Origin of the sequence: Bacillus sp. XF8, from assembly GCF_017498755.1 — a bacterium.
In the GTDB taxonomy this organism is placed as follows: Bacteria; Bacillota; Bacilli; order Bacillales; family Bacillaceae_G; genus Bacillus_A; species Bacillus_A bingmayongensis.
In genome coordinates this window covers 105,469-129,799 of record NZ_JAGDQK010000002.1, presented here as the reverse complement: position 1 = coordinate 129,799, position 24,331 = coordinate 105,469, and the positions used below count along the sequence as shown (strand labels likewise).

Here is a 24,331-nt window from a genome sequence, read left to right as displayed (position 1 = left end):
TTGCATGACTTTAAAATCTCCAAAATTAAAAACACCGGATACAACCCGATGTTTTTGTTATTTTACATTTCCTGCACTTCTTCAAAATGCATTTGCGGAGGTGCTGAACGGAACATTTTTGTAATATATAGAAGATAACCGATTCCAATAGCAGCCCAGCTAAGTCCAAGAATAAGTGAGTGAATATTGAGGTTGAACCAAAGTACAGCGACTGTCCCCGCCCCTAAGATAGGCATCACTAAAAAATTAAAAAAGTCTTTTACTGTTTTATATCGTTTTTGCTTGATTACATAGTAAGAAATGACTGATAAATTAACAAATGTAAATGCAATAAGCGCTCCGAAGTTAATAAGGGAGGCTGCTGTTTCTAAATCTATGAACATGGCTGAGAGTGCAATAACTCCTACAAAAATAATGTTATATACTGGAGTTCGCAAACGAGGATGAATGTATCCAAATATCTTTTGCGGGATTACATTATCTCGCCCCATTACGTATAATAATCGCGATACACTTGTATGGGAAGCTAAGCCAGACGCCATTGTTCCCATAAATGTTCCTACCAAAAAGAAAGTTTGAAATAATTTTCCGCCAACGTATAGCGCAATTTCTGGAGCTGCTGATTCTTGATCTTTGAATACAGATGCATCTGGGAAAAAGGATTGTGTAAAGTACGTCGTAACGATGAATAAAATTCCGCCAATTAAAGCAGTAAGAAAAATTGCTCGAGGAATCGTTTTCTTTGCGTTTGGTGTTTCTTCTGAAAATGTAGTTACCGCATCAAAACCTAAAAATGAAAAACAAAGAATTGTGGCCCCTGCAACTAACGGTGATATTTGTATATCTGATTGGAAAAACGGCTGAATGGAAAAAACTTCTCCTGTTCCCTCTCCCGCTAATAAGCCTTTTATAACTAGAAAAACAAACACAGCCATTACTAGCACTTGAAATGTTACTAAGAACGTGTTGAAATTAGCAGTAACATTCACGCTAATAATATTTATAAGTGTAATCAGTAGAACAAAGCCAATGACCCATGCCCAGTCTGGAACACTTGGAAAAAGTGCTGACATATAAATTCTCGTTAATAGTGCGTTCACCATCGGTAGAAACAAATAATCCAATAATGCTGACCATCCAACAAGAAATCCAAGCCTTGCACTAATTGTCTTCTGTGTATACGTATAAGCCGATCCCGCGGTAGGAAAAACTTTTACCATTTTGCCGTAGCTTGCAGCTGTAAACAACATCCCTGCTAATGCAATAAGATAGGCCCCTGGAACATGCCCACCCGTTTTTTCAGAAACGATCCCAAATGTATCAAATCCCACCATTGGTGTCATATACCCAACGCCTAGCATAACAATTGACCAAAGTCCTAATGAACGTTTCAAACCAACTACTTTTCCCACCTATCATTCCTCCTACTTTCTCTATCTAATTTCCATGTAAAGTTTGATAACTAAACAGAAAACGCTTTCAACAAACCGTATATGTTATATATCTCATTCCAAAACCTCCTTATTTGTTTTTTTAATATTCATGCAATTTTCGAGCCAAAATTTCTGTTAAGTAAAAATCCATACGAAAAAGAATATATAGGTGAAGTAGTATGCATATTAATCTTCATTTTTTTATTCATTTTGACATAAGTTATTCAATCTCACATACCGCTAAATACAAATGATGTGAAATTTTAATCAATCAGGAAATAAAAAGACTATCATGAAATAATAACATTATGTAAACTATTCATAACAAAAAAAGCTGCCTTATATGAAAGGCAGCTTTTTCAATCTTATCTATTAAAAATTAAATACAAAATCATCGTCTGATAATTTTTCAACATTTGTTGCTTTTACATAACCATTCCCTTTTACAGAGAAGAAATCATGGTTTTTCGTATCTGTACGTAAACCATTTAATACGATTGGGTTAATTTCTTCCTCTTCAAAGTGTGGTTCTAATCCTAAGTTCATAAGTCCCTTATTCGCATTGTAACGAACAAAGCGGTTTACATCTTCTACAAGACCAATGGATGTATAAATTTCTTCTGTATATGCAGTTTCAATTTCATACAGTTCCATTAATAGTTCTTGTGTTTCTTTTTGCACTTCTTGTTGCTCTTCTGTAGAAAGTTCCGCGAAGATTTGTTGTGCTAAAATACCGACGAATACGCCGTGAATGCTTTCGTCGCGAATTATTAAGTTAATAATTTCACCACTTGCCGTCAATTTCCCTTGCCCTGCTAAATATAGTGGATAGAAGAAACCACTATAGAACAAGTAACTTTCTAAGAACACACTTGCCACCATAGCCATATATAATTCTTTTTTCGTTACTTGTGGCTTTAATAAACGGCGATAGTAACCTGTAATAATACCTGCTTTTTTCTCAAGCAATGGATGGCTATCTACCCATTCAAAGATCTCATCAATTTCTTCTTCTGTTGCAAGTGTCGTGAAGATATGACTGTAACTCTTCGCATGTACTTCTTCCATAGCACCCATGAAAGCTAATACACTTTTCGCTTGTAAATTCTCAAGATGAACAAGTACAAGTGGCATCCCTTCGCCGCCCTGTTTTGTATCTAGAAGCGTTAAACCTCCTAGCACACGCTTATATGCAATCTGCTCTTCTTTTGATAATTGCACCCAAGTATTTTTGTCAGAAGATACAGCGATCTCTTCTTCTGTCCAAAACTGAGCGATGTTTTGCTTCCAAAACATTAAACTAAAATCGTCTTCTTTTTTGTTCCAGTTTACCGCGCGCATTGAATCGCCCCTTCTCTATCAATAAGCTCGTCTAACATGCGGTAAAGCTTTCAGTTTGTAATGAAAACTTAACCGCATGTTAGACGTCTTAAATTTTATAACTAAGCATGAGCAGGGTCAGAAAAACCCTGCTCATGATGTCTTATTCTTTATTTTGTATATCAATCAATTATAGTTTGCATCAAACTGTACAAGCAACACACTCTTCCACGCTTAACTTACGTGTTCTTGTATAATACAAGCTCTTTAATCCTTTTTTATGTGCGTAGATGTAATAACGTGCTAATTCACGAGTAGAAATATCGCTATTTACATACAGAATTGTACTAATTCCTTGGTCAATATGCTCTTGAATTTCTGCGATTAAATCAATTAATTTAAACTGATTCATATCGTAAGAAGATTTATAATACCAGAACGTATCTTTTGATAAATATGGCATTGGATAATATGTTGTCGCATTTGCATACGTTCTTGATTCGATTTGACTTACGATTGGCATTACGCTTGAAGTTGCATTTTGAACATAACTAATCGATTGTGTTGGCGCAATAGCTAAACGATATGAGTTGTATAAACCGTTTTGCTGCACTTGTTCTTTTAGACTTGTCCAATCTTCTTTTGTTGGAATATAGATTCCTTCAAATAACTGCTGCACTTTCTCCGTTACAGGACTATAATCTGTTGTCTCATACTTTTCAAAGTATGTGCCGTTTGCATAATCCGACTTATTGAAGTCTTTAAATGTTTCGCCCTTTTCTTTCGCAATTCCCATACTCTTTTCAATAGAGTAGTAATTTAACATCATAAAGAATGTACGAACAAATTCTTTCGCTTCTGCACTTTCATAAGCAATTTTATTTTTCGCTAAATATCCGTGTAAATTCATTGCACCAAGTCCAACTGAATGAAGCTCATCATTTGCTTTTTTTACAGTTGGTGCGTTCGGAATAATAGTCATATCAGAAACAGCTGTTAAAGCTTCCATTCCTGCATGAACCGCTTCACGAATTTCTTTATTCTCCATAACGTTTACGATGTTCAATGATCCTAAGTTACAGTTAATATCACGACGGATAATGTCATCTGTACCGTAGTCATTGATTTCGGATGTTTCTTGTAGTTGGAAAATTTCTGTGCAGAGATTCGACATCTTCACAGTTCCAATATCCTTTAATGGATGTTGCTTATTCGCATTTGATTTAAACATTAAGTATGGATAACCAGACTCAAGCTGAATCATTGCAATTTTAATGAGCATATCACGCGCACTAATATCAAGTGGCTTCTTCTTCACCTTTGGATTGCTCATCAGTTCATCGTACATTTCGTCGATATCTATATCATCTAAATGTTTTCCGTACTCTTTATATACTGTATATGGTGCGAAAACATGGAATGGTTCATTTTTCTCAGCAAGCTCAAAGAACTTACTTGGAACGATAATACCGATTGATAGAGACTGAATACGGCTCTTCTCGTCGGCATTTATTTTTTTTGTATCAAGGAATTCAATAATATCCCAATGGAAAATGTTTAAATATACTGCACCGGCACCTTTTCGTTGGCCCAACTGATTCGCATATGAAAACGAATCTTCAAGTAATTTCATAACTGGTACAACACCGCTTGCTGCGTTATCGATGCCTTTAATTTGCTCACCGCGTGCACGTAGCTTAGAAAGGTTTAAAGCTACTCCTCCACCAATTTTCGATAGCTGCATCGCCGTATTAATATTAAATCCAATTGAATTTAAGCTATCATCCATCTCTAACAAGAAACAAGACACCATTTCTCCTCTTCTGCTTCTTCCCGCATTCAAAAAGGTTGGTGTCGCTGGTTGGTAGTTTTGTTTTACAATCATGCTCGCAAATTGTTTTGCTTTGTTAACATCACCGCGTCCTAAGTATAATGACACAATTGATACACGATCTTCGTAGCTTTCTAAGTATTGTTTTTGATCATTTGTTTTTAACGCATAATCCTTATAAAACTTAGATGCCGCCATATAAGATTGAAACGTGAAGTTTTCACCGTATGCAACGTTGTATACTTCCTCTACTTCCTCCAACTTATACTCGTCCAGAACGTTGTAATAGTAGTCATGTTCATTCATATACTCAATTCGCTCTGCCACGCTTTCAAAATGAACAGTATTCGCTCTCGCTTCTTCCATAAAGACTTCTAATGCTTCTTTATCTTTATGAAGCTGATAGAAACCGTCTTGCATTTGCGTGATTTCATTATTCAGTTCAATGTGTCGCAATCTCCCGCACCCTTTCTTTAAAATATTCTACATCTTTATTTGTTCCAGATAACTCAAATTTTGATACAATCGGTACTTCGTATCTGGTTGAGATTTTATCTGCACTTGCCCCGAACATATCTCCCCAGTTGCGATTGCCACTTGCAGATACGCCTTTTAAATTTGCATTATTGCGCTCTAAAAATTCTAAAACACGTTCCGGCACATTTCCAAAACCTGTTGTATACGTAATAAGAACAAAATCTTCGTCTACTATTAGATCTTCATTAATTTGAACGGCCGGCATATTTAATTTGTGGATGAAACGTTTCACGTTTCCTGTCATAGAATCATATGCAACCAACATTTCCGACCCTCCCTTTCTTTCTTTAATATCTAGATGCCGTTTCATGATTTCCCTATATATTGTATTACGTTTCAAAACAAGACACAAGATATATGTATAAATTCTTTCTTTTTTTAACTTTTACTTTTCGACATAACAAGTCGTTTTTTTTCAATACAAAGACTATGAAACAACATTCTAAAACTCATGTCAATAAAGTGCTTTTCGAAAAAGTTGTCAACGAATTTAACCATTTTCATAAAAATGTTAACAGTATGTTTTGTAAAAAACGATAAATGCTGGAGAAATTTCTTTCTCCAGCATCACACAAAAAAGAACAGACTTGAAATTGTAATCTGTTCGAAACCGGTTACACATTATTCAAATCACACAAGTAAGAATTTCTCTCCCTTGTGGATGAAACATTTATTACATCGAATACATACATATACTTTCTTTTTTGTTACATAATAAAAAATATCATTATTAATGGAAAGGACAATTATTATGGTACACCAATTTATTTGTTAGCGTGCTGAGAATTTTAAAAGGTGGTACACAAAGCGTCACTCATTCGCAATGTTCAATACGTAAAATATCCTTTATAAATAAATGGTGAAAATTCCCGTCTGTATCTTGCATTGTAAAAACTGGTGCTTCTTCATCAAAATATACAACCATTCCCTCTACATATTGATTCATATGCTGAAATTTCACAGTTGCTCGAATTTTAGTTTCTTGCTCATATGCTACTTTCAATTTTTCTATAACTTCTTTCGTACGTTTCCGTTTCTCTGGAAACATAACCATTCCTACGAATCGTTTTCCTGTGCCATCTTTCCACATATAATCCCAGTGCGGTAAAATACCTTGTTTAAATTCTCCCATAATTCTCCTCTCCTTTTCCCTCTATTAAGAACGCGGTGTTTCTGTATATGTATAAATAATTTTCCCGCCGCGCTGTGCATTCCCACTGAAATGTTTAAAATCTTCTCGATTTACTACAACCTCACGAAACGTATAAAATACATCCTTAGTTACAACATACTCTTCTATCTCTCCATTTTTCAGTTGATCTAAAATCGCATTTGCTAATTGTTTATCCATGTATTTCACCTCTCTGCAATATTTTATCCTATCTTCCACAAGTCGACAATGTTAAATTTTTTATATTCACAGCAAATATCATATACTAACATAACGGTTCACCCATACTGGATCTATTCGATATCCAAGCTTATCTTATGAAATTTCAGAAATTGATGAATTACTAATTGAAATTTTATTTTATGTTACAATAAGAATGACAACTAGGAGGGATAATATGATTCGGAAAGCAAAGAAGACAGATGCGAAGGCAATATCTCCTTTATTGTATAACGCTCTGCATGAAATTGCTGAAAAGATCACAGGTGCGAAGGTAGAAACAGAAGTATTGACAGGGCTTGAAACTTGGTTTTCAAAAAAAGAAAATCGACTTAGCTACGAGAACTGTTTCGTTGAAGAACAAGATGGACAAGCAGTTGGAATTATCGTAGCCTATCATGGCAGCCACGCAGAACAACTAGATACTCCAATTGTAAAACACTTACGAAAAATCCATCAAGATTCATCTATTACGCTAGAAAAAGAAGCTGAGATCGATGAATATTATATTGACACATTATCCGTTTCAAGCGCATACGGCGGACGAGGTATCGGTTCAAAATTGATTCAAGCAGCAGAAAATGATGCCTATGAAAAAGGCTATGAGAAAATTGCATTACTTGTAAATTTAGAAAACAAGCGAGCTTTCTCTTTATATAAAAAACTTGGTTACCAAAAGGATAAAACAGTCATGCTTGTTGGAGAGCCATATGCTCATTTAGTGAAGCCACTATATAAAAAAGCTTTCGTTTCTTAAAAAAAGCACACGATTCTTCATTGTAATCGTGTGCTTTTATATTAAATTGGTATTTAGTATATTTCCATTCATCGCTTCATGAAATGTATAATCTGTACAACTCCATGGTTTCCTATGAAAAATAGGGGGCCCAGACCATCCTCTAGCACGCAGCTCAGCTCCAATCATCGTATTAAAATAACTGTGCCCTATGAGCGCAATATGTCCATGAACTAAAGCATATCCAACTAACTTATCAACTGCCTGCTTTGCTCTTCCTTGCGCTTCACGATAAGACTCAACACCTTTAGAATATCCAATCACCCATAATGTGCGCCCAATAAATGTCCATATTTCAGGTTTACACTTCACCCATTTCGGAACAAAGAAGCTAGATGGTACTTCTGCCTCTCGGAAAAGAGAATTTTGTATAAAAGAAAGGGAATTTGTTAATTCTGCAGCTGACTGTACTGCACGTTTTTGATTACTCGTTACAATAAGCTTTGCAGATTCAATTGCTTCAACCGTTTCAATTGGTATGTCTGTACTTTTTTTCATGCCATCTAAATCGTACCGCTCCACCCATTTACGAAACGATGATACTGTCATTGGTTCTGTAACATTGTTTAAGCAACCGTGACGAATAAAAGAAATTCGCATCTTCTTCACTCCCCATTTCCCGTTCATCACCTATATTATTATGCACTTTTGCTTATTGTCATCATACCATGGAGAAAGAGAAAGGCATACTTCCTTACATATCTGCACCGCTCTCATGAGTAATAGAAGCATGTACACCATCTAATCCATCAAAATATGTACCTGTTTCATGGCTCCGAATTATTTTTAATTGCTTATATGAAAATAAGAATAAAAAAATCATTATAACACTTCCGACAATTTTAAGTACCATTTTTACCGCCCCCAATTTATTATACCCCTATATACTGATATAAGCACTTCTTTATCCATTCCCTCTCCTAAAACAGAAAAATACTTTATACATATCTTACGAAAAATGACTATTTTTTGAAATTTCATCATGGAAACATTTACAAACAGGGGAATATAGTTCAAAATAAAGGGAAATAAAAAAGAACGAACTTGTTCTTTTTTGGTAAAACTGTAACAAGGAGAGTTGCTTATGAAAATCGCAGAAACTGGAGATATTATCGAATTTAAAGGTGGAATGCAAGGCCGTGTTCAAAAAGTAAATAAAAACTCCGTTATTGTCGATATAACAATCATGGAGAATTTTAGAGAACTAGATATGGAACCTCTTACAGTTGTAAATCACAAAAACTATACAGTTATCAATCAACATGCATAATATAATAGAAAAAAAAGGATCTGTATGATACATACAGATCCTTTTTTTATTAACGATTATCGATTGTTTCAGGGTATAAATCGTGATTCATCATGCGATATTCTGCCATTTTTTCATATTTTGTACCAGGACGACCATAATTACAATATGGATCAATTGAGATACCACCACGTGGTGTAAATTTCCCCCACACTTCAATATAACGTGGGTCCATTAATTTAATTAAATCATTCATAATAACATTCATACAATCTTCATGAAAATCTCCATGGTTACGGAAACTAAATAAATATAATTTTAATGATTTACTCTCCACCATTTTTTGTTCTGGAATATAACTAATATAAATCGTTGCAAAATCTGGTTGCCCTGTTTTTGGACATAAACTTGTAAATTCAGGACAGTTAAATTTTACAAAATAATCACGATTTGGATGATTATTATCAAATGTCTCTAAAATTTCTGGGCTATATTCAAATAAATATTTTGTATTTTGATTTCCAAGTAGTGTTACATCTTTTAAATCTTCGTCTAATCTTCCTGCCATTCTGTATACATCCCTTCAATTCAATTCGTAAGCGTTTCTTATACGCCCCGCTTATTCCCCCATACTAACGCATGGAGCTGAGGTAATACTTTTGCATCATTCATCGCTTTGCACTGAACAGCTTTTTCGATGAGCCATTCATATTTTTGCAATAAATTCCTAATAAGCATCGCATCATCCACTGTTTTTGTATCATCATTTCCAACTTGTAAGAAAAATGGTACATGCGGGTAACGCTCATGCACTTTTATCGCATATTCAAAATCGTGATCATCAAACACGACGACTTTTAAACTAAAATCTTTTCCTGCTAATCTTTCAATAACAGAATCTAACATGATAAAATCTGTTTTCATCTGTGAACTTGGCGGCTTTGGCGAGATGGTTACTTCATCAATGCGCAGCAACCATTCTTGCCATTTACTTCCCTGCGTCTCAATAGCGGTACGAATTTTCTTTTCTTGTAATAAAGACAGAAAACCATCTAAATTTTTCAATAGCACTGGATTCCCACCTGAAATTGTTACATGCGAAAAATTTTCTCCACCAATTTCAACAAGTTCACTCCAAATTTCTTCTGGTGTCATTTGTCTAATTTGCTCTTTGGCTGATCCATCCCAAGTAAAGGCAGAATCACACCATGCGCAACTATAATCACACCCTGCTGTGCGGATGAACATCGTCTTCTGCCCAACAACCATTCCTTCACCTTGAATGGTTGGACCGAAGATTTCTAAAACGGGGATTTTACTCACCGATCATCCACTCCCGTCTGACTTCCGCATAACTTGTTGGTGTTTCAAATAGACGAACAAATTCAACACGTGCCCCCTTGTATTCATTAACACGATTCTCTTTTATAAGTGCTTCAGCCATCTTTTCATAAATCCAAACGACCATATTTTCAGCCGTCGTATTCATCGCTGGTAATGTTTCATTTAAATAACGATGATCTAAATAAATTTCAATTTCATTCTTCCAAATTTCTTTTATATCTCCAAAGTCAATAGCAAGTCCAATCTCATTCACATAACCACTAATACCAAACACAACTTTATATGTGTGACCATGTAAATTTTTACATTTCCCTTCATAACAGTGCAAATGATGCGCTGCATCAAATGTAAATTCCTTACTTACCATCACTCGTTTATTATGATATTTCAGTTGTTCACGTTGAATGTCCTTGTCCACTTTTTGTAAATTTTCTACAATGCGAAATCCAAAAAAATTCTGTTCCATTATATATTCGCTCCTTCGCGTTCTTGTAAATACGTATCTAAACCTGCTTTACGAAGTTTACAAGCTGGACATTCACCGCAGCCATCGCCAATTATTCCGTTATAACATGTTAATGTTTTTTCTCTAACAAACTCGAATGCACCAAGTTCATCTGACAATTTCCATGTTTCTGCTTTATCAATCCACATCAGTGGTGTATGAATAACAAATGGATAATCCATAGATAAATTTAAAGTAACGTTTAACGATTTCACAAATACATCACGGCAATCAGGATAACCGCTAAAATCAGTTTCACATACGCCCGTTACAATATGACGTGCTCCAACTTGTTTTGCTAGCACAGCTGCAAATGATAAGAATAGTAAATTCCGTCCATCTACAAATGTTGATGGCAATTCACCTTCTTCATGTGTAATCTCCATATCCGTTCTCGTTAACGCATTTGGAGCAAGTTGATTTAATAAGCTCATATCAAGTACTGTGTGTTTAATTCCTAACTCTTTCGCAATGTCAGCCGCACAATCAATTTCTAACTTATGACGTTGGTTATAATTAAACGTCACCGCTTCTACTTCTGCAAACTGCTGCATTGCCCAAAATAAACATGTTGTACTATCTTGGCCACCACTAAAAACGACAACTGCTTTTTCTTTTTTCATCTCACTCATTCTCCTTCTCTACTACGAATAAGAAGAAAGAACGTTCTTGAACTGTCACAATAAAAAAACAAAACAATACCTAAGGATATTGTTGTTTCCATAGTTTTTTATAGAGGGAGTTCGCGAACCTCTCCCATGTTATACATGGAATTTCTTCTTTCATTGACAACACATATTGTAACATACTGTATCTCTCTCGGAAAAACTTCTGATTTTTCTGTTTTTTAATGGAATTCAGATTCATTTTCTTGTATTTTAATAGTATGATTATACTTAATTAATACCATACACATGAGAATAGCGAGGGGGCATAAAACTGAAGCTCTTTATCATTCACCTCTTTTTAAACATATTATTGATTCTCGTTATAATGCTAGTATATCACCTATTTTGGAATCAAAAAGGCAAGCATTCACCTAAACTAAATTCAATTATATTTATATTACTTTGTAGTACTACCACAATACTTTGCATTTTTTTTGCAGCCAAAACGAATACTGGATTTCAATTTGATATGCGTCATATTGTATTAATTGTTGGCACATTAACAGGAGGTCCTATTGCCGGTGGAGCTGTTTTAGTTGTATTAAACGTATACCGTTTCTTATTAGGAGGAATGGGGATCATTCCATCCGCCATTGGCTCGATTCTCTTATATATTGTTTTACTTTCCACATATAAATTTTTTAACAAAGGTTCTAATCATATAAAACTTATGCTTGCTATTTTATATAGTCTTACATACGGATTCGTTTGGGTTTCTGTGTTCCTTATCAAAGTGTCTAATTCTGAAGACTATCTCCCTCATATTATTGCGTATCAACTATGCGCAACAATGGGTACAATTCTTATTCTCTATTTATTGAACATACTTCAATTGCAAGTTCGTTTACAAGAAGAACTTATTAATGCTGAAAAATTTCATCTTATTGGAGAAATGGCTGCTTCTATTTCCCATGAAATTCGTAATCCTTTGACTTCAACAAAAGGTTTTTTACAACTTCTACATTCTGACGAATGCTCTGAAAAAGATCGAAAATTATACACAGAAATAGCTATACATGGGATTGAACAAGCAAATCATGTTCTCACAGATTATTTAACATTTGCAAAACCAAGTATTGAAAAAGAACAAGTTTTACAATTAGAAGATGAATTGCTTCATGCACTATCTCTTATTACGCCATTAGCTAATTTATCAAATGTCCGCATACACTATCTAAAACAAAGTAGCGATTTTCTTATTACTGGTGAAAAACAGAAATTTAATCAATGTTTGTTAAATATTCTAAAAAACTGTATTGAAGCCATGCCTAAAGGTGGCGATCTTATCCTCACACTAGTTCCCGACCATAAGCATATTCAATTGTATATAAAAGACAATGGAATCGGCATGGATACAGAACAAATAAAGCGCCTTGGCTCTCCATTCTATTCTACAAAAGAGAAAGGAACTGGACTTGGGATGATGGTCGTATTCAGCGTCATCAAAGCAATGGGCGGAAAAATCGATATTACAAGTGAAAAAGGTATTGGTACAACCTTCCTACTAACCTTTCCACTCATACAAAAAACGTGATGAAAATTTCATCACGTTTTTTCTGTTTCATCAACAAGTTCAGCAAAAGTTTTTACTTTTCCATGCGGTTTTTGGTTTTCTTTTCGCGCCTTCCAACTACGCTCTTGCTCTTTCTTTTTGTGTGACATGCTTTCAACTCCTTCTATGTTCTCTTTATGTATTATTCCAAAATAAGAGATAAAAATATGCATTAATCCAGCTTCTTCATCCTCCACCAATAATTAGCCCTCATTAATTAGGATTTTATAGGAAGTTTATCCCCCACCTAGCTTCTTTTTCAGAATCTTGGTGCATGAGTATTATTACTTACTGCCTGCAAATAGCAGGATAAAATAAAAGAAGCGAGATAACTACTAACTCGCTTCTTCTATTTATTACATATAGTTCCCAAATGAATAGGTACTTTTCTTTATCTTTGCAAAATCGCATATTTCGCTTCTTTTAACTGTGTAAGATGGCGCTGTTCATGTAAATCAAGGAATTGAATCCATTGATATAAATTAAGTTCCTGAAACACAGGGTGTTTTAACGAATTTTCAAATAATTCTTTTTCATCTATAACACTGTGCAATGTATGCAATAATTCTGCTCGTGAATGTTCAAGTAATTGAATTATTTGTTGTTTTTTCATTAATGTCTCTGTTGGTTGCATTTGCTGAGGAGCTTCTCGTTTATGTGTTCGATCAAGAGTAAGTTGGAGATCTTTGAGTGGGACTACTTTTCTGTCTTTTTTCTGTAAAGCATACACCAGAGATGATGTAACAGATTGTTCAACTAAGTGCAGATGATGCAAAATTTGAGTGATACTCCATTTATCACGACGCGGTTTTACATTTACTTCCGTATCATTTAACATCTCAATTTCTGATAATAGGGTGTTTCTTGTAGATTGTAACGATTGCAGCACAGTTTCTAAACTAACATTCATATTAGATTGAAGCATAATTCTCCCCCCTCTTTTTTGGTAAAAAGAGGCGCTTCTAATTTAGAAACACCTCTTTAAATAAATCTGAATTTTCTTATATTATCTCATTATTTTATGAATGTGTCGATTATAAAATATGAAAAAACCAAGGTTGATTTTTACAATTTTGTGTCATCCACTGCATGTAACCATGATTGAATCTCAGTGATTACACCTTGTACACACCCATCTGTAAATGGAGATGTCAAATTCGCACCTTCTACTAATTGTAAGAAAGATTGACTTCCGCCCTTCTGGCAAAGGTTCACATAGTCTTCCCACGCTTCTTGTCTATTGTCTCTTGCTCGCTTCCAAAATTGCAGTGCACAAATTTGAGCCAATGTATAATCAATATAATAGAAAGGTGAGCTATAAATATGTCCTTGGCGTTGCCAGAAACCACCACGTTCTAAATAATCATTATCTTCATAGTCTCGATGTGGTAAGTACTTTCTTTCAATATTACGCCATGCTGCTTTGCGTTCCTCTGGAGATACTTCTGGATTTTCATATACATAATGTTGATATTCGTCGACCGATACACCGTATGGTAAAAATAGAAGTGCTGAACTTAAATGAGAGAAATAATATTTATCCGTATCTCCCTCAAAGAATAATTTCATCCATGGCCATGTGAAAAATTCCATACTCATAGAATGAATTTCACACGCTTCATACGTTGGCCAATTGTACTCTGGAATTTCAAACTTACGGCTCTCATATACTTGAAAAGCATGACCTGCTTCGTGTGTTAACACATCAATATCACCTGATGTTCCATTAAAGTTCGAGAAAATAAACGGTGCTTTATAATTTTCAATGTATGTACAATAACCGCCGCCAGCTTTTCCTTTTTTTGCAACTAAATCTAATAATTCATTGTCTAACATAAAGTTAAAAAATTCATCTGTTTCTTTTGATAATTCTTTATACATCGTCTTTCCATGATTAATAATCCACTCCGCATCTCCCTTTGGAGTTGGATTACCTGTTGCATATTCAAAACTCTCATCATAGTAAGCCAGTTTTTCTATACCGATGCGTGCCTTTTGTCTATTTCGTAATTCTGTTGCAACTGGAACGATGTAATCTAGTACTTGTTTACGATAATTCGCTACCATTTCCGCATTATAATCTGTGCGATACATTCTTGCATATCCAAGTTCAACAAAGTTTTTAAAACCAAGTGCTTGAGCAATCTTCGTTCTTACTTTTACAAGTTCATCATAAATACGGTCTAACTCTTCTTCATGCTCTGCTAAAAAACCGTAGTACGCTTCACTTGCTCTTTTACGCATATCTCTATCTGTATGTTGCATAAAAGGCCCAAGTTGTGATAAAGTTCTTTCTTCTCCTTCAAAATCAATTTTTGCAGCAGCTAAAAGTTGTGTATACTGCGAAGATAATTTATTTTCCAATTGTAAATCTTTCACAATTTCATCTGAATATGTTTTCAAATCACATTCTGCTAAAGCAAATAACTGTTTCCCATAATAAGCCTCCAGCTCATCCCGAAACGGAGAATTCATCAATGCTTTATAATATTTCGTTCCATATCCTTGTACAATCGGAGAATACTCATCAAAGAAATCTTGTTCTTTCTTATAAAATTCATCTGTTGTATCAACAGAATGACGAATATAACAAATATTTCCCATTGTACCAAAGTCATTGCGAATCTCATTAATTAAACCAATTACTTGCTTTTGCTCTTCCACTGTCTTTGCATTCTCAAATTGTTCTAAAGCTACAGTAAATTTTTCTTGTAACTCTTCTGTATTCGGGCGTTTATATTCATAGTTCTGAAACGACATGAATACTCCTCCTCTCGATTATATGTACCCTTACTATATTTCCATTTCCCTTTCTAAATTCCCTTTTATTCTTCAACAAAATTCGTCAGAAGCTGTAACATTCATTCCACACTTCTTCTTGAGCTGTAAATATATACGAAAGAAAGTGCAACTTCCATTTCAAGGGGATTCTTCATCCCCCCACTGATTATTATCCCTCACGAATCGGGCTTTTACGGGCAGTTAATGCGGTATACACAAAAAAGCCTTTGATCATTTCACATCGAAAGCTTTTTACACATGTTATATAAACTCACTTTGATTTTTCAACATATAATCCCCTGCTTCACATAAAAAAAGATGACCTGCACTCGTTTTCTCTCTTTGTTTTCACTTGCCATGGAGCTGACCGCTTCTATGCATGGCCGGATGCTCTCTTCCATCAAAAAAGAAAGGTTTTCTGTCGTTTTTTCAATTTGTACTTATACATATCACTTTTCATATTTTCCAATTTTTTTAAGTAAAGATAACAATTCATTTTTCTCGTCTTTTGTTAACATTTCAAAAGAATCATGTATAACTTTTTCATGACTTGGAAAAATAGACGCGATGAAGGTCTCTCCTTCCCCTGTCAACTGTGCATATATAACACGACGATCATTCGGGCATGGAATTCGTTTTACAAGTCCCTTTTTTTCTAACTTATCGACAACATACGTAATACTTCCACTTGCAATTAAAATACGCTCCCCAATTTGTTGAAGTGGCTGACTGCCTTTATGATATAGCAATTCTAACACAGCAAACTCAGTTGGATTTAGTCCGTTACTTTGTATTGATTTATTTGTAGTATCCATAACAAAGCGGTGCACACGCGATAGTGCAATAAACACTTTTAAAGATTGAGAAATATCTTCTCGCTCATCATTCGATTTCATACGATTTCAACCCTTCACTTAAATTCACAAAGATTCGAGACAACCTATCAAATAAAAAGGTTATCCATAACTGGTAAGTTTCCGTTTTTCCATTATCTATTCATAAAACAACTTTATACCAAACGGTTATGGTAGAATCTCTCATTACTTTATTTTTTATGACGATTTTATTTTTACTCGTTCAATATATTTTACTGAAACGCCAAACAAAATTGAAGAGACAACAAAATGAAATACAAAAAAATTGAATTAGTTGGTACCTTTGAGCTAGTACAGCTCACGAAATCCGGAATCCACTTACCGGCATTAAAGGTCTCGTAACACTCTTAAAAGAAACACACACTCAAGAACAAGACCAATTTTATTTTTCTGTTATTGAACAAGAAATAGAACGTATCAATGAAATTGTTAGCGAATTTCTTATTCTTGGCAACTCAGCAGCGATTATTGAAAAAAGTATGATGTAAGAGATATTATTAAAGAGGTATCATTAATTATTCAATCGGAAGCACATTTGTATAATATTATATTTACCTTGCAGTTACCAGACCATCCTGTTCATATCCGTTGCTCAAAAGATCATATGAAACAAGTGGTTTTAAATATTACAAAAAATGCAATTGAAGCTATGTCATCTGGTGGTATATTAACAATTCAGGTAACCAGTAATAAAGAACACGCGCAATTACAAATTGTTAACACAGGAAAAGGTATTCCAGAGCATATTAAAAAACACCTCTTTCATCCGTTCTTTACTAGTAAAGATACCGGAACAGGTCTTGGCCTTGTCATATGCAAACGAATTATAGAAATGTATGATGGACAAATTGTCATTGATAGCAAAGAAAATAAAGGAACCACTGTCCATATAAAACTTCCATTAGATCCCGCATAATTATCCTTCTCTAAGGAGGGTAATTATGTTTATTTCATAAAAGCAGTCACAAACATTTTCCAAAAAGCACTTGATTTCCCTTCATATTCTATTTGAAAAAAAGGTATCTTCATAAATGTTAACCATCTTGGTGTTTGTTGTTCTTTATAGCGTTGATACTGTAAAATAAGCTTGTCCAATTCTTGACTCACTTGAATTGTTTCCGTACTGTTTAATCCGTTTGTTAAACCTAAACGAATCATTTCTTCACGTTTCATATGAATATCACGCGAAAGCTTTTCCATTGTGTACTTCCGTTTTGCTGTAAACATCCATATCCCCCTCATTATTCTTCCATACTCTCTACTTCATTTTCACTCCATACATTCAGGCTGCAAATGTATATTTCATTTGAATTGGAATACTCAGAATTTTTAACATTTTCTCCCTGTAATTTACAAATCTTTATCCTCACTTTGAGAATTATTACAAATTATTCTATCTTTGTAAATACATTCGCAATAATAGACATTTTTTTCATGTTATTTTTTTCAAATGACAAATAAACACTGATTTTTTAAATTTTTGATTTACGTTACTTCGACATTTTTCTCGTTTAATTTATCTAAAAAACGCAAATCATAATTATAGATTTGCGTTTCCATTTTCACAAATAAAGTAGTCTACCCTATTTCATTGGAAAAAGATAAATTTCCTATAAAGAAAAACTTCCCTCACGAATTGGGCTTTTACGGGCAGCCCGCTCCCCACCTAACTTCTTTGCTTTCGCTGAATTTGGAGGTGGGGTCTTACTGCCCACGAATAACGGCATAAACTTGATGGAGTTATACTTACAACCAATCACTCAATCAGAAAGGAACTTCTTATATGCGTAAACATATCATTACTTTTTTTATTTCATTATCTATTGTCATTTTTCCTCTTCAAACGTATGCTCATACAAATAAGGTCGCCATTGTAATCGATGACTTTGGAAATAATATGAAGGGAACGGAAAGGATGCTATCCCTTCCCATTCCACTTACTGTAGCCGTTATGCCCTTTCTTCCATCTACAAAACAAGATGCTGTAGCTGCACATAAAAAAGGCCATGAAGTCATTATTCATATGCCCATGGAGCCTATTAAAGGAAAGAAAGAATGGCTTGGCCCTAAAGCCATTACAACTGATTTAAGTGATCATGAAATTGAAGATCGGATTGAACAAGCGATCCAAGAAGTGCCACATGCAATCGGGATGAACAATCATATGGGCTCGAAAGTAACAGCTAATGAAAGAATTATGCGAATCATACTATCAGTATGTAAAAAGCATGGGCTATTTTACTTAGATAGTAAAACAAATCCCGATAGCGTAGTACCGAAAATCGGAAAAGAATTAGGAGTTCCTATTGTAGAAAACCAATTATTCTTTGATGACGTTTATACATCATCTCATATTACAAAGCAAGCACAGGTACTCTTGCAAAGAATTAAAGAAAAACCTGTCGTAGTAGCAATTGGTCATGTCGGCCCTCCTGGGGAAATTACTTCTCGTATTATTGAGTCCACCATTCCTAGAGTACGTGAACATGCAGACTTTATTTTCTTATCCGATCTTGCCCTCTCACCACCACCAGTTTCCAAACAAAAATAGAGAACAGCTATATGCTGTTCTCTATTTTTTATACTGCTCTTACACCAATGTGTAATAACCTCATATATGATCTATATGACTAACGCGAAACCCTTTTTTCTCTATTTTTGCAATTAATGTTTCTAATGCTTTTTCACTTAAGTCATCTGTAATGTTCACAATCACACGCCGAATATATTGATCACCATTGTCCAATGTAAATAATCCACCAATATGGTAAGACCTGAACAACGTTCCTAACTCTTTAATTGTTCCCTTACAATCTTGCGTTGCGATTGTTATTATATAACCACCTGTTTGCATTCCAAATGAATCTTCAATGACATCAAATATATTAGAATGTGTTAAAATACCAACAAATTCATTGTACTCATTCAATACAGCTAAAAATGGAAGACGCCTGATTACATAAAAGGCCCGAAAAAAAGAATCCTTTTCAAAAATAAATGCAGATTTATCTTCCATAATATCTTCCACACATATATCATCTAAACCTTCATTACATTTACGTTCTAAAATATCTACTTTATAAATAATCCCTTTAAATCTTTTCTCATCTTCTGCAAGCACAGGAATCGCTCTATATCCCTTCTCGTTCATAATTTTTAACGCCTGTTCCCCCAAATCATTCCCTTTACAAAATGTCACCTGTTGTTTCGGCAGAAAATGATATTTAACTCGCAAAATACGTTCCTCCTCACATGACGACATGTAATCTATATATAATAAGGAGATCCATATTTTATGAGTAGAATTACTTTTTAAAACGCTTTCATTTATTGATTCGCATGTAACCGAAAATTCTCTTTACATAACTGAACTCTTCGTTCCTTTAATCATTAATAATTTCACATGATAGTTCATTAAATATTCTAAACCTTCTAGCCATTTTTTTGTCTCTTCTGGAGTACTTCCCCATACAATCATTCCATAATTATGAACGAGTACCGCACCGCCACCTTCTACAAAACTCGGAACTTGATCCTCTAATAAATCAGCGAATTTCTTTTCATTTTCTACAATTGGAATTGTAATCTCTGTAATACCTTCTTTTCCAAAAACACGCTCTACACTACGCTTTTCAAATGTAACGATTCCTTCTTTTCCATATAACTCTGACATTAAATGACTATCTACAGTTTGGACTTGTAAAATACATTCCGCTTTACTTTTTTTATAAATATCAGCATGCATAAACGATTCAACAGCTGGTTTTTCATCGGTTTCGAATACTGGCTCACACATATTATTAACGACAATAAAGTCTTCTTCTGCAAATAAGCCTTTATCTCTTCCTTCAATATTTACTAAAAATGTTAATGGTTCTTGTGATGTCCGCATAGATAAACTAATTTTTGTACCATAAAACCAATCACGAAGAGCTAATTCCATTTTTATATCTTTCAGCTCTTTCCATTTCTTTAAAAAAAATAACATTTCGTCACCCCCATGAGAATATCACTATAATGATTTAGGCATTTCTATGTAAAAGAAGTATTTTTTTGATTATTCTAAAAATTTAATTGAATTATCACATGAGAATCTCTTTTTGTCAATACGATTTCTGCGTCCACTTGAAATTTAGGCAAATGTCACACAACAAAAAAAGCTCTTTCACAGAGCCTTTTTGTTTATCATTTGAAGCATCTCACTCTTTTCTTGTTCATTAATAATACCGAGCTTTTGTAATACATTCGCATACAATATAAGTTTATTATACAAGCGTTCCGACACCTCTTCCCCTTCTTTCCTCCAGTCAACTTTTTTTCTATTGGTAAATTATATGAAGAGAACCGAAAAATGTGTCCACTTTTTGCACTGATGCAAAACTTTTCAAATCCTCTCTCATCACTATATCTCCATTTTAATTTTCCAACATATAAGTCGCTGTTATGAAGAACAAAAGGTGACCTGCGCTCGTTTTCTCTCCTTGTTTTCACTTGGTATGGAGCTAAAGTGAAACTTTAATCAATGGGGGTTTTCTTCATCACCCACTGATTATTAGTTGAACCAATCGGGCTTTTAGGGGCAGTTGATCCCCTACCTACCTTCCTCGTTTCTCTCTGCATCTTGAGGTAGAGTCTTACTGCCCGTTAATGCGGGATAAACCACTTCTATGTACGACCGTTCCTCTTCCAATCAAAAAAGTTATTTCAGTTTTTCAATCTGGATATATAAATGGCGGTTATGAAAATAAAAGAAGATTTCCACTCATTTTCTCCTTCTGTTTTCACATGGGGTGGAGCTAAAAAAGGCACTGACCGTTTCTAGCCATGAGCGGATCCTCTCTTCCATCTAAAAGGAATGCGTTTATGTCAGTTTTTCCACTAGGACAAGAAGCATATATTTAACTAATCGTCCAGCGAATATTATTTTTTGTAATTAATTCTTCAAAACTAGGCGGCATTTTTTTATCGCAAATTACGTGCTCAATATTAGAAAAGCCGGCAATTCGATAATTTCCTTTTACCCCAAGCTTTGTATGATCACATAAAACAAATGTATTTTCCGCTAATTGAATCATTGCTTCTGATAACTTAGCTTTTTCCAATTCAAAACTCGAGACCCCAAAGCTAGGTAACAATCCATCAATTGAAATAAATGCCTTATGAAAATGAAACTGACGAATGACTTGCTGTGAAATAGATCCTGATACACGACAGTGTTTTGGAGACACTTTTCCTCCAATAAACAATACTTCCCCATCAAACATCTTTTTATTTATAGAAGAAATTAATTGGGTTGCAACAGGAAATGAACTCGTCACAACAGTTAATTTTTTCCGATGAACAAGATAAGGAACCATTTGCAGCGGTGTGCTTCCATCATCGATAACAATTACATCTCCATCTTCTACAAAAGTTGCTGCTTTATAGCCGATTCTTTTCTTTTCTTCAATATATAGCATTTCTCTTTCTAACATAGGGGGCTCTATACCTGCTCCCGGAAGTTGAACCGCTCCCCCATATACTTTCTTCAACTTCTTTTCCCGATCAAGCTCTTCTAAATATCTGCGAATGGTTTCTGTTGATACTGAAAACTCACTTGCTAACTCTGAAACTTTCACTTTTCCCTTAAACTCTACTTTTTCAAGAATACTACGCTTTCTTTCTTCACCAACAACAGACATCACTTCACCTCATTTATCTCACTTATTTAGGCAACCTAATCCCATCTCAAGATTTTGAGATGGGATTCATATGGGGATTTCACTTACACAAAATCATAGCTTTCTTCTACTACACAAGCTTCTTCATGAATACAGATACCTCGTTTTTCTAACTCATCAAAAATAATCTTTGGATTTTGAAAAGCTTCTTCAGGCGTTACAATCCCTTTTTTATTCACTTCACCCTTCGCAATTAACTCTGTCGCAATTCCAAATGGAATTCCTACATTTCTTGTGTAAGCTCTCAGGTTTTCCCATCCTTCTACAGATCCGTCAGAAGTAGGATGCGTATGATATAAAACATGGCACTCTTTTTGACCATTTTTCTTTCCGACTACTTCTACATGAAGCGCATATCCATAGACCTCTGTTTCTTGTCCTTCTTTTGATTGCAGTAAATAGTTTGATATACAATCTAGAATACCAATCTCTTTACCATTTACTTCAATTTTGTCATTACGTAATATACCATAATCGTATAAAGCTCGAACAAGCTGCATATTTTGTTGCGGCCAAGTTCCGCGTGTTTCAATAAGCTGCACTCCTTTATCTTTTAACGCTTTAGCTAACGTGATTGTTTCAGAGTGAGGAATGATATACTGAACAGCTTTCCCAAATGGTGCAGGTAATTCAATTTCCCTTGGACGTGCAAATGGAGGGACTTGTTTAAATTCACCATTTTCAAATACTGTACGCGTCGGTAATTTCGGGTCATATTCGTATGTTGTCGTTTCTGTAATCGACGCTGAGAATGCAATCGGACGATAAGATCCATGACTTACACGTACTGACTCTACTGAATCTAACTGATTCGCTGCATACATCGCCATCATTTGTGTCACACCTGGCGTCATACCAAATCCCGGCAAACAAGTTTTTCCGTTTCGGACAAATGCATCATGTGACTCATTTTCCTCACCAAATCCATTTAAATTCACACCATGGCACCCAGCTTCAGCGATACAGCGAGTAGATAATCCATTTAATTTAATCGTCGTACCATCCATGACAATATCATAGCCTTTCATTTTCACTACTGTATCTTCATGATTTGTAACATCTACTTGTACAAAATCAACGCGCGGATCATCTAGCCATGCTACTACTTTTCGTCCTTCTTCTTCATTAAAATCAGCAACCGTAATTGTTTCAAAAGATGAAAATTGAACTAAGTCCAAAATTGCTTCACGACAAATTTTACCGGCTCCACCTAAACAAAATACTTTCATCCTATAACAGCTCCTTTTGCAATGCTATCTACTAATCGATGAATATCATCTTCATGCACATCACCAATATTGCCAATTCGGAACGTATCTACTTTCGAAATTTTCCCTGGATAAATCACAAATCCGTGCTGTTTGAGTTCATTATATAATCTATTAAATCCAAAACCTTCTTCTGGGTAAATAAAAGATGTAATGATAGGAGATTGATATCTTTCATCTACTAACGACTGAAAACCAACCTCTCTCATTCTCTTTACTAATACTTGTTGGTTATTACGATAGCGAGCATTTCGAGCTTTAACCCCGCCCTCTTCTTCTAGCTCAAGCAATGCTTGATAAAAAGCTCGTACAATATGTGTTGGTGATGTAAAACGCCATTTTCCATTTTGAGCTTCCATCGTTTCCCACTGATCATAAAGATCTAATGATAACGAACGAGCTTGACCTTTACATTTTGCTAATTCATCACGCTTTGCAATTACAAATCCAAACCCTGGAACACCTTGGATACATTTATTTGCACTACTAATCATAAAATCAATTTGTAAATCAGCAATATCCATTTCTACACCGCCAAAACTACTCATTGCATCAACAATCGTAACTTTTCCGTACTGTTTCCCTAAATTACATACATCGGCGATTGGATTAATAATTCCTGTTGTTGTTTCACAATGTACAACAACAACGTGCGTAATTTCTGGATCTTTTTGCAACAAATCTTCTATTTCTACAAGATTTGTCGGTTCCCATTCTTCTGTTTGGCTCACAACCACATCAATGTGTAACATCTCTGCCATTTGTACGATTCGCTTTCCATACGCGCCATTCGTACAGACAAGAAGTTTTCCTTCTTTCGGAATCACCGAACCGATAACTGATTCAACAGAAAAAGTACCACTTCCTTGCATTAAAACTGCTGTATATTTTTCCTCTTCCTTTGTTGCTAATGCTACAAGGCGGCTTCGTACTTCTTGTACCATTGTGTTATATTCCACATCCCATGTACACCAATCGTATAGCATGACTTCTTTTACAGTTTTTGTTGTAGTTAATGGTCCAGGTGTTAGTAATAAATAGTGGTTCTCCTTCATGATCCAT

26 protein-coding genes, 1 pseudogene and 1 riboswitch are annotated in these 24,331 nt (G+C 34.8%); of the genes and pseudogenes, 5 read left to right on the top strand and 22 right to left on the bottom strand.

Translation table 11 applies throughout. The features are described from left to right. Nucleotides 1-62: 62 nt before the first annotated feature. From J4P91_RS01085 to J4P91_RS01060, 6 genes are all read right to left on the bottom strand, one after another. A complete protein-coding gene (locus J4P91_RS01085; protein ID WP_207992631.1) occupies nt 63-1,412 on the bottom strand; it encodes an APC family permease in 1,350 nt (449 codons plus the stop codon). A 393-nt stretch (nt 1,413-1,805) separates the two neighbouring features. Then, the gene (nrdF, locus tag J4P91_RS01080; protein WP_207992630.1) at nt 1,806-2,774 is read right to left on the bottom strand and encodes a class 1b ribonucleoside-diphosphate reductase subunit beta; all 969 of its coding nucleotides are present in this window, start codon (nt 2,772-2,774) and stop codon (nt 1,806-1,808) included. Between the two features lie 181 nt (nt 2,775-2,955). Further along, complete coding sequence (nrdE, locus tag J4P91_RS01075; protein WP_207992629.1) at nt 2,956-5,040, bottom strand: class 1b ribonucleoside-diphosphate reductase subunit alpha; 2,085 nt, start codon at nt 5,038-5,040, stop codon at nt 2,956-2,958. Next, on the bottom strand, nt 5,027-5,386 hold the full coding sequence (nrdI, locus tag J4P91_RS01070; RefSeq protein WP_207992628.1) for a class Ib ribonucleoside-diphosphate reductase assembly flavoprotein NrdI: 360 nt from the start codon (nt 5,384-5,386) through the stop codon (nt 5,027-5,029). Before nrdI ends, nrdE begins: the two co-directional genes overlap by 14 nt. Nucleotides 5,387-5,935: 549 nt before the next feature. Then, the gene (locus tag J4P91_RS01065; RefSeq protein WP_207992627.1) at nt 5,936-6,253 is read right to left on the bottom strand and encodes a hypothetical protein; all 318 of its coding nucleotides are present in this window, start codon (nt 6,251-6,253) and stop codon (nt 5,936-5,938) included. A gap of 24 nt (nt 6,254-6,277) precedes the next feature. Continuing rightward, the gene (locus tag J4P91_RS01060; protein ID WP_017152671.1) at nt 6,278-6,472 is read right to left on the bottom strand and encodes a hypothetical protein; all 195 of its coding nucleotides are present in this window, start codon (nt 6,470-6,472) and stop codon (nt 6,278-6,280) included. Nucleotides 6,473-6,689: 217 nt separating this feature from the next. Here J4P91_RS01060 and J4P91_RS01055 point away from each other — a divergent pair, with 217 nt between their 5' ends. Beyond that, nucleotides 6,690-7,268, top strand: a complete 579-nt coding sequence (locus tag J4P91_RS01055; RefSeq protein WP_207992626.1) for a GNAT family N-acetyltransferase — start codon at nt 6,690-6,692, stop codon at nt 7,266-7,268. Between the two features lie 36 nt (nt 7,269-7,304). Here the strand turns inward: J4P91_RS01055 and J4P91_RS01050 are convergent, their stop codons facing one another. Further along, a complete protein-coding gene (locus J4P91_RS01050) occupies nt 7,305-7,907 on the bottom strand; it encodes a histidine phosphatase family protein (protein ID WP_207992625.1) in 603 nt (200 codons plus the stop codon). A gap of 94 nt (nt 7,908-8,001) precedes the next feature. Beyond that, nucleotides 8,002-8,160, bottom strand: a complete 159-nt coding sequence (locus J4P91_RS01045; protein WP_017152674.1) for a hypothetical protein — start codon at nt 8,158-8,160, stop codon at nt 8,002-8,004. A 231-nt stretch (nt 8,161-8,391) separates the two neighbouring features. On the opposite strand from J4P91_RS01045, the gene J4P91_RS01040 reads away from it, so the two are divergent. Beyond that, nucleotides 8,392-8,577, top strand: coding sequence for a YkvS family protein (locus tag J4P91_RS01040; protein WP_000683952.1), 186 nt, complete (start codon nt 8,392-8,394; stop codon nt 8,575-8,577). Nucleotides 8,578-8,626: 49 nt separating this feature from the next. On the opposite strand, the gene queF is transcribed toward J4P91_RS01040, so the two are convergent. Genes queF through queC form a run of 4 tightly spaced genes read right to left on the bottom strand, consistent with a single transcriptional unit; the run spans nt 8,627 to nt 11,028 of the window. Continuing rightward, entirely contained in the window at nt 8,627-9,124 is a 498-nt protein-coding gene (gene queF / locus J4P91_RS01035; protein WP_017152675.1) for a preQ(1) synthase, read from the bottom strand. 38 nt (nt 9,125-9,162) lie between these two features. Beyond that, entirely contained in the window at nt 9,163-9,879 is a 717-nt protein-coding gene (queE, locus tag J4P91_RS01030; protein ID WP_017152676.1) for a 7-carboxy-7-deazaguanine synthase QueE, read from the bottom strand. Further along, nucleotides 9,872-10,366, bottom strand: a complete 495-nt coding sequence (gene queD, locus J4P91_RS01025) for a 6-carboxytetrahydropterin synthase QueD (RefSeq protein ID WP_207992624.1) — start codon at nt 10,364-10,366, stop codon at nt 9,872-9,874. The genes queE and queD overlap by 8 nt, the downstream gene beginning before the upstream one ends. Further along, on the bottom strand, nt 10,366-11,028 hold the full coding sequence (gene queC, locus J4P91_RS01020) for a 7-cyano-7-deazaguanine synthase QueC (RefSeq protein ID WP_207992623.1): 663 nt from the start codon (nt 11,026-11,028) through the stop codon (nt 10,366-10,368). Before queC ends, queD begins: the two co-directional genes overlap by 1 nt. 93 nt (nt 11,029-11,121) lie before the next feature. Then, nucleotides 11,122-11,165: riboswitch (PreQ1 riboswitch) on the bottom strand. A 233-nt stretch (nt 11,166-11,398) separates the two neighbouring features. Here queC and J4P91_RS01015 point away from each other — a divergent pair. Next, a complete protein-coding gene (locus tag J4P91_RS01015; protein ID WP_207992622.1) occupies nt 11,399-12,607 on the top strand; it encodes an ATP-binding protein in 1,209 nt (402 codons plus the stop codon). 11 nt (nt 12,608-12,618) lie between these two features. On the opposite strand, the gene J4P91_RS28710 is transcribed toward J4P91_RS01015, so the two are convergent. From J4P91_RS28710 to J4P91_RS01000, 4 genes are all read right to left on the bottom strand, one after another. Continuing rightward, nucleotides 12,619-12,735, bottom strand: coding sequence for a DUF6254 family protein (locus J4P91_RS28710; protein ID WP_000018497.1), 117 nt, complete (start codon nt 12,733-12,735; stop codon nt 12,619-12,621). 281 nt (nt 12,736-13,016) lie between these two features. Beyond that, entirely contained in the window at nt 13,017-13,550 is a 534-nt protein-coding gene (locus J4P91_RS01010; protein WP_207992621.1) for a DinB family protein, read from the bottom strand. A gap of 140 nt (nt 13,551-13,690) precedes the next feature. Beyond that, nucleotides 13,691-15,385: a M3 family oligoendopeptidase gene (locus tag J4P91_RS01005; protein WP_207992620.1), complete on the bottom strand. Its 1,695-nt coding sequence runs from the start codon at nt 15,383-15,385 to the stop codon at nt 13,691-13,693. 470 nt (nt 15,386-15,855) lie between these two features. Continuing rightward, nucleotides 15,856-16,302, bottom strand: a complete 447-nt coding sequence (locus J4P91_RS01000) for a MarR family winged helix-turn-helix transcriptional regulator (protein WP_207992619.1) — start codon at nt 16,300-16,302, stop codon at nt 15,856-15,858. A gap of 77 nt (nt 16,303-16,379) precedes the next feature. On the opposite strand from J4P91_RS01000, the pseudogene J4P91_RS00995 reads away from it, so the two are divergent. Continuing rightward, a pseudogene (locus J4P91_RS00995) lies at nt 16,380-17,197 on the top strand (ATP-binding protein); the annotation flags it as partial. Between the two features lie 29 nt (nt 17,198-17,226). On the opposite strand, the gene J4P91_RS00990 reads toward J4P91_RS00995, so the two are convergent. Then, nucleotides 17,227-17,508 (bottom strand): aspartyl-phosphate phosphatase Spo0E family protein, encoded by a 282-nt coding sequence (locus J4P91_RS00990; protein WP_017152684.1) that lies wholly within the window; start codon nt 17,506-17,508, stop codon nt 17,227-17,229. Between the two features lie 556 nt (nt 17,509-18,064). Between J4P91_RS00990 and J4P91_RS00985 the strand changes: the two genes are divergently transcribed. Further along, nucleotides 18,065-18,832 carry a divergent polysaccharide deacetylase family protein gene (locus tag J4P91_RS00985; RefSeq protein WP_017152685.1) on the top strand — a complete coding sequence of 256 codons (768 nt, stop codon included), beginning with the start codon at nt 18,065-18,067 and terminating at the stop codon, nt 18,830-18,832. A 60-nt stretch (nt 18,833-18,892) separates the two neighbouring features. On the opposite strand, the gene cbpA is transcribed toward J4P91_RS00985, so the two are convergent. The 5 genes from cbpA to phnW all read right to left on the bottom strand — a co-directional run bounded on the left by cbpA (nt 18,893) and on the right by phnW (nt 24,324). Continuing rightward, nucleotides 18,893-19,516, bottom strand: a complete 624-nt coding sequence (gene cbpA, locus J4P91_RS00980; protein WP_207992618.1) for a cyclic di-AMP binding protein CbpA — start codon at nt 19,514-19,516, stop codon at nt 18,893-18,895. A gap of 123 nt (nt 19,517-19,639) precedes the next feature. Beyond that, complete coding sequence (locus tag J4P91_RS00975; RefSeq protein ID WP_207992617.1) at nt 19,640-20,269, bottom strand: class II aldolase/adducin family protein; 630 nt, start codon at nt 20,267-20,269, stop codon at nt 19,640-19,642. Between the two features lie 910 nt (nt 20,270-21,179). Next, a complete protein-coding gene (locus J4P91_RS00970; RefSeq protein ID WP_207992616.1) occupies nt 21,180-21,962 on the bottom strand; it encodes a DeoR/GlpR family DNA-binding transcription regulator in 783 nt (260 codons plus the stop codon). Between the two features lie 83 nt (nt 21,963-22,045). Next, entirely contained in the window at nt 22,046-23,230 is a 1,185-nt protein-coding gene (locus J4P91_RS00965; RefSeq protein WP_207992615.1) for a saccharopine dehydrogenase family protein, read from the bottom strand. Next, entirely contained in the window at nt 23,227-24,324 is a 1,098-nt protein-coding gene (gene phnW / locus J4P91_RS00960; protein ID WP_207992614.1) for a 2-aminoethylphosphonate--pyruvate transaminase, read from the bottom strand. The genes J4P91_RS00965 and phnW overlap by 4 nt, the downstream gene beginning before the upstream one ends. Between the last annotated feature and the right edge of the window lie 7 nt (nt 24,325-24,331).

Bases quoted from the DNA above. Each gene is read 5' to 3' on its own strand.
- J4P91_RS01045 (WP_017152674.1), bottom strand. From the start codon at position 8,160: ATGGTACTTAAAATTGTCGGAAGTGTTATAATGATTTTTTTATTCTTA.
- J4P91_RS28710 (WP_000018497.1), bottom strand. From the start codon at position 12,735: ATGTCACACAAAAAGAAAGAGCAAGAGCGTAGTTGGAAGGCGCGAAAA.
- queC (WP_207992623.1), bottom strand. From the start codon at position 11,028: ATGAAAAAAGAAAAAGCAGTTGTCGTTTTTAGTGGTGGCCAAGATAGT.
- queF (WP_017152675.1), bottom strand. From the start codon at position 9,124: ATGGCAGGAAGATTAGACGAAGATTTAAAAGATGTAACACTACTTGGA.
- J4P91_RS00965 (WP_207992615.1), bottom strand. From the start codon at position 23,230: ATGAAAGTATTTTGTTTAGGTGGAGCCGGTAAAATTTGTCGTGAAGCA.
- J4P91_RS00990 (WP_017152684.1), bottom strand. From the start codon at position 17,508: ATGTTTACAGCAAAACGGAAGTACACAATGGAAAAGCTTTCGCGTGAT.
- J4P91_RS00985 (WP_017152685.1), top strand. From the start codon at position 18,065: ATGCGTAAACATATCATTACTTTTTTTATTTCATTATCTATTGTCATT.
- J4P91_RS01005 (WP_207992620.1), bottom strand. From the start codon at position 15,385: ATGTCGTTTCAGAACTATGAATATAAACGCCCGAATACAGAAGAGTTA.
- J4P91_RS01060 (WP_017152671.1), bottom strand. From the start codon at position 6,472: ATGGATAAACAATTAGCAAATGCGATTTTAGATCAACTGAAAAATGGA.
- J4P91_RS01040 (WP_000683952.1), top strand. From the start codon at position 8,392: ATGAAAATCGCAGAAACTGGAGATATTATCGAATTTAAAGGTGGAATG.
- J4P91_RS01015 (WP_207992622.1), top strand. From the start codon at position 11,399: ATGCTAGTATATCACCTATTTTGGAATCAAAAAGGCAAGCATTCACCT.
- queD (WP_207992624.1), bottom strand. From the start codon at position 10,366: ATGGAACAGAATTTTTTTGGATTTCGCATTGTAGAAAATTTACAAAAA.
- J4P91_RS00970 (WP_207992616.1), bottom strand. From the start codon at position 21,962: ATGTCTGTTGTTGGTGAAGAAAGAAAGCGTAGTATTCTTGAAAAAGTA.
- phnW (WP_207992614.1), bottom strand. From the start codon at position 24,324: ATGAAGGAGAACCACTATTTATTACTAACACCTGGACCATTAACTACA.
- J4P91_RS01000 (WP_207992619.1), bottom strand. From the start codon at position 16,302: ATGAAATCGAATGATGAGCGAGAAGATATTTCTCAATCTTTAAAAGTG.
- J4P91_RS01065 (WP_207992627.1), bottom strand. From the start codon at position 6,253: ATGGGAGAATTTAAACAAGGTATTTTACCGCACTGGGATTATATGTGG.
- J4P91_RS01055 (WP_207992626.1), top strand. From the start codon at position 6,690: ATGATTCGGAAAGCAAAGAAGACAGATGCGAAGGCAATATCTCCTTTA.
- J4P91_RS00975 (WP_207992617.1), bottom strand. From the start codon at position 20,269: ATGTTATTTTTTTTAAAGAAATGGAAAGAGCTGAAAGATATAAAAATG.
- nrdI (WP_207992628.1), bottom strand. From the start codon at position 5,386: ATGTTGGTTGCATATGATTCTATGACAGGAAACGTGAAACGTTTCATC.
- J4P91_RS01010 (WP_207992621.1), bottom strand. From the start codon at position 13,550: ATGCTTCAATCTAATATGAATGTTAGTTTAGAAACTGTGCTGCAATCG.
- J4P91_RS01050 (WP_207992625.1), bottom strand. From the start codon at position 7,907: ATGCGAATTTCTTTTATTCGTCACGGTTGCTTAAACAATGTTACAGAA.
- nrdF (WP_207992630.1), bottom strand. From the start codon at position 2,774: ATGCGCGCGGTAAACTGGAACAAAAAAGAAGACGATTTTAGTTTAATG.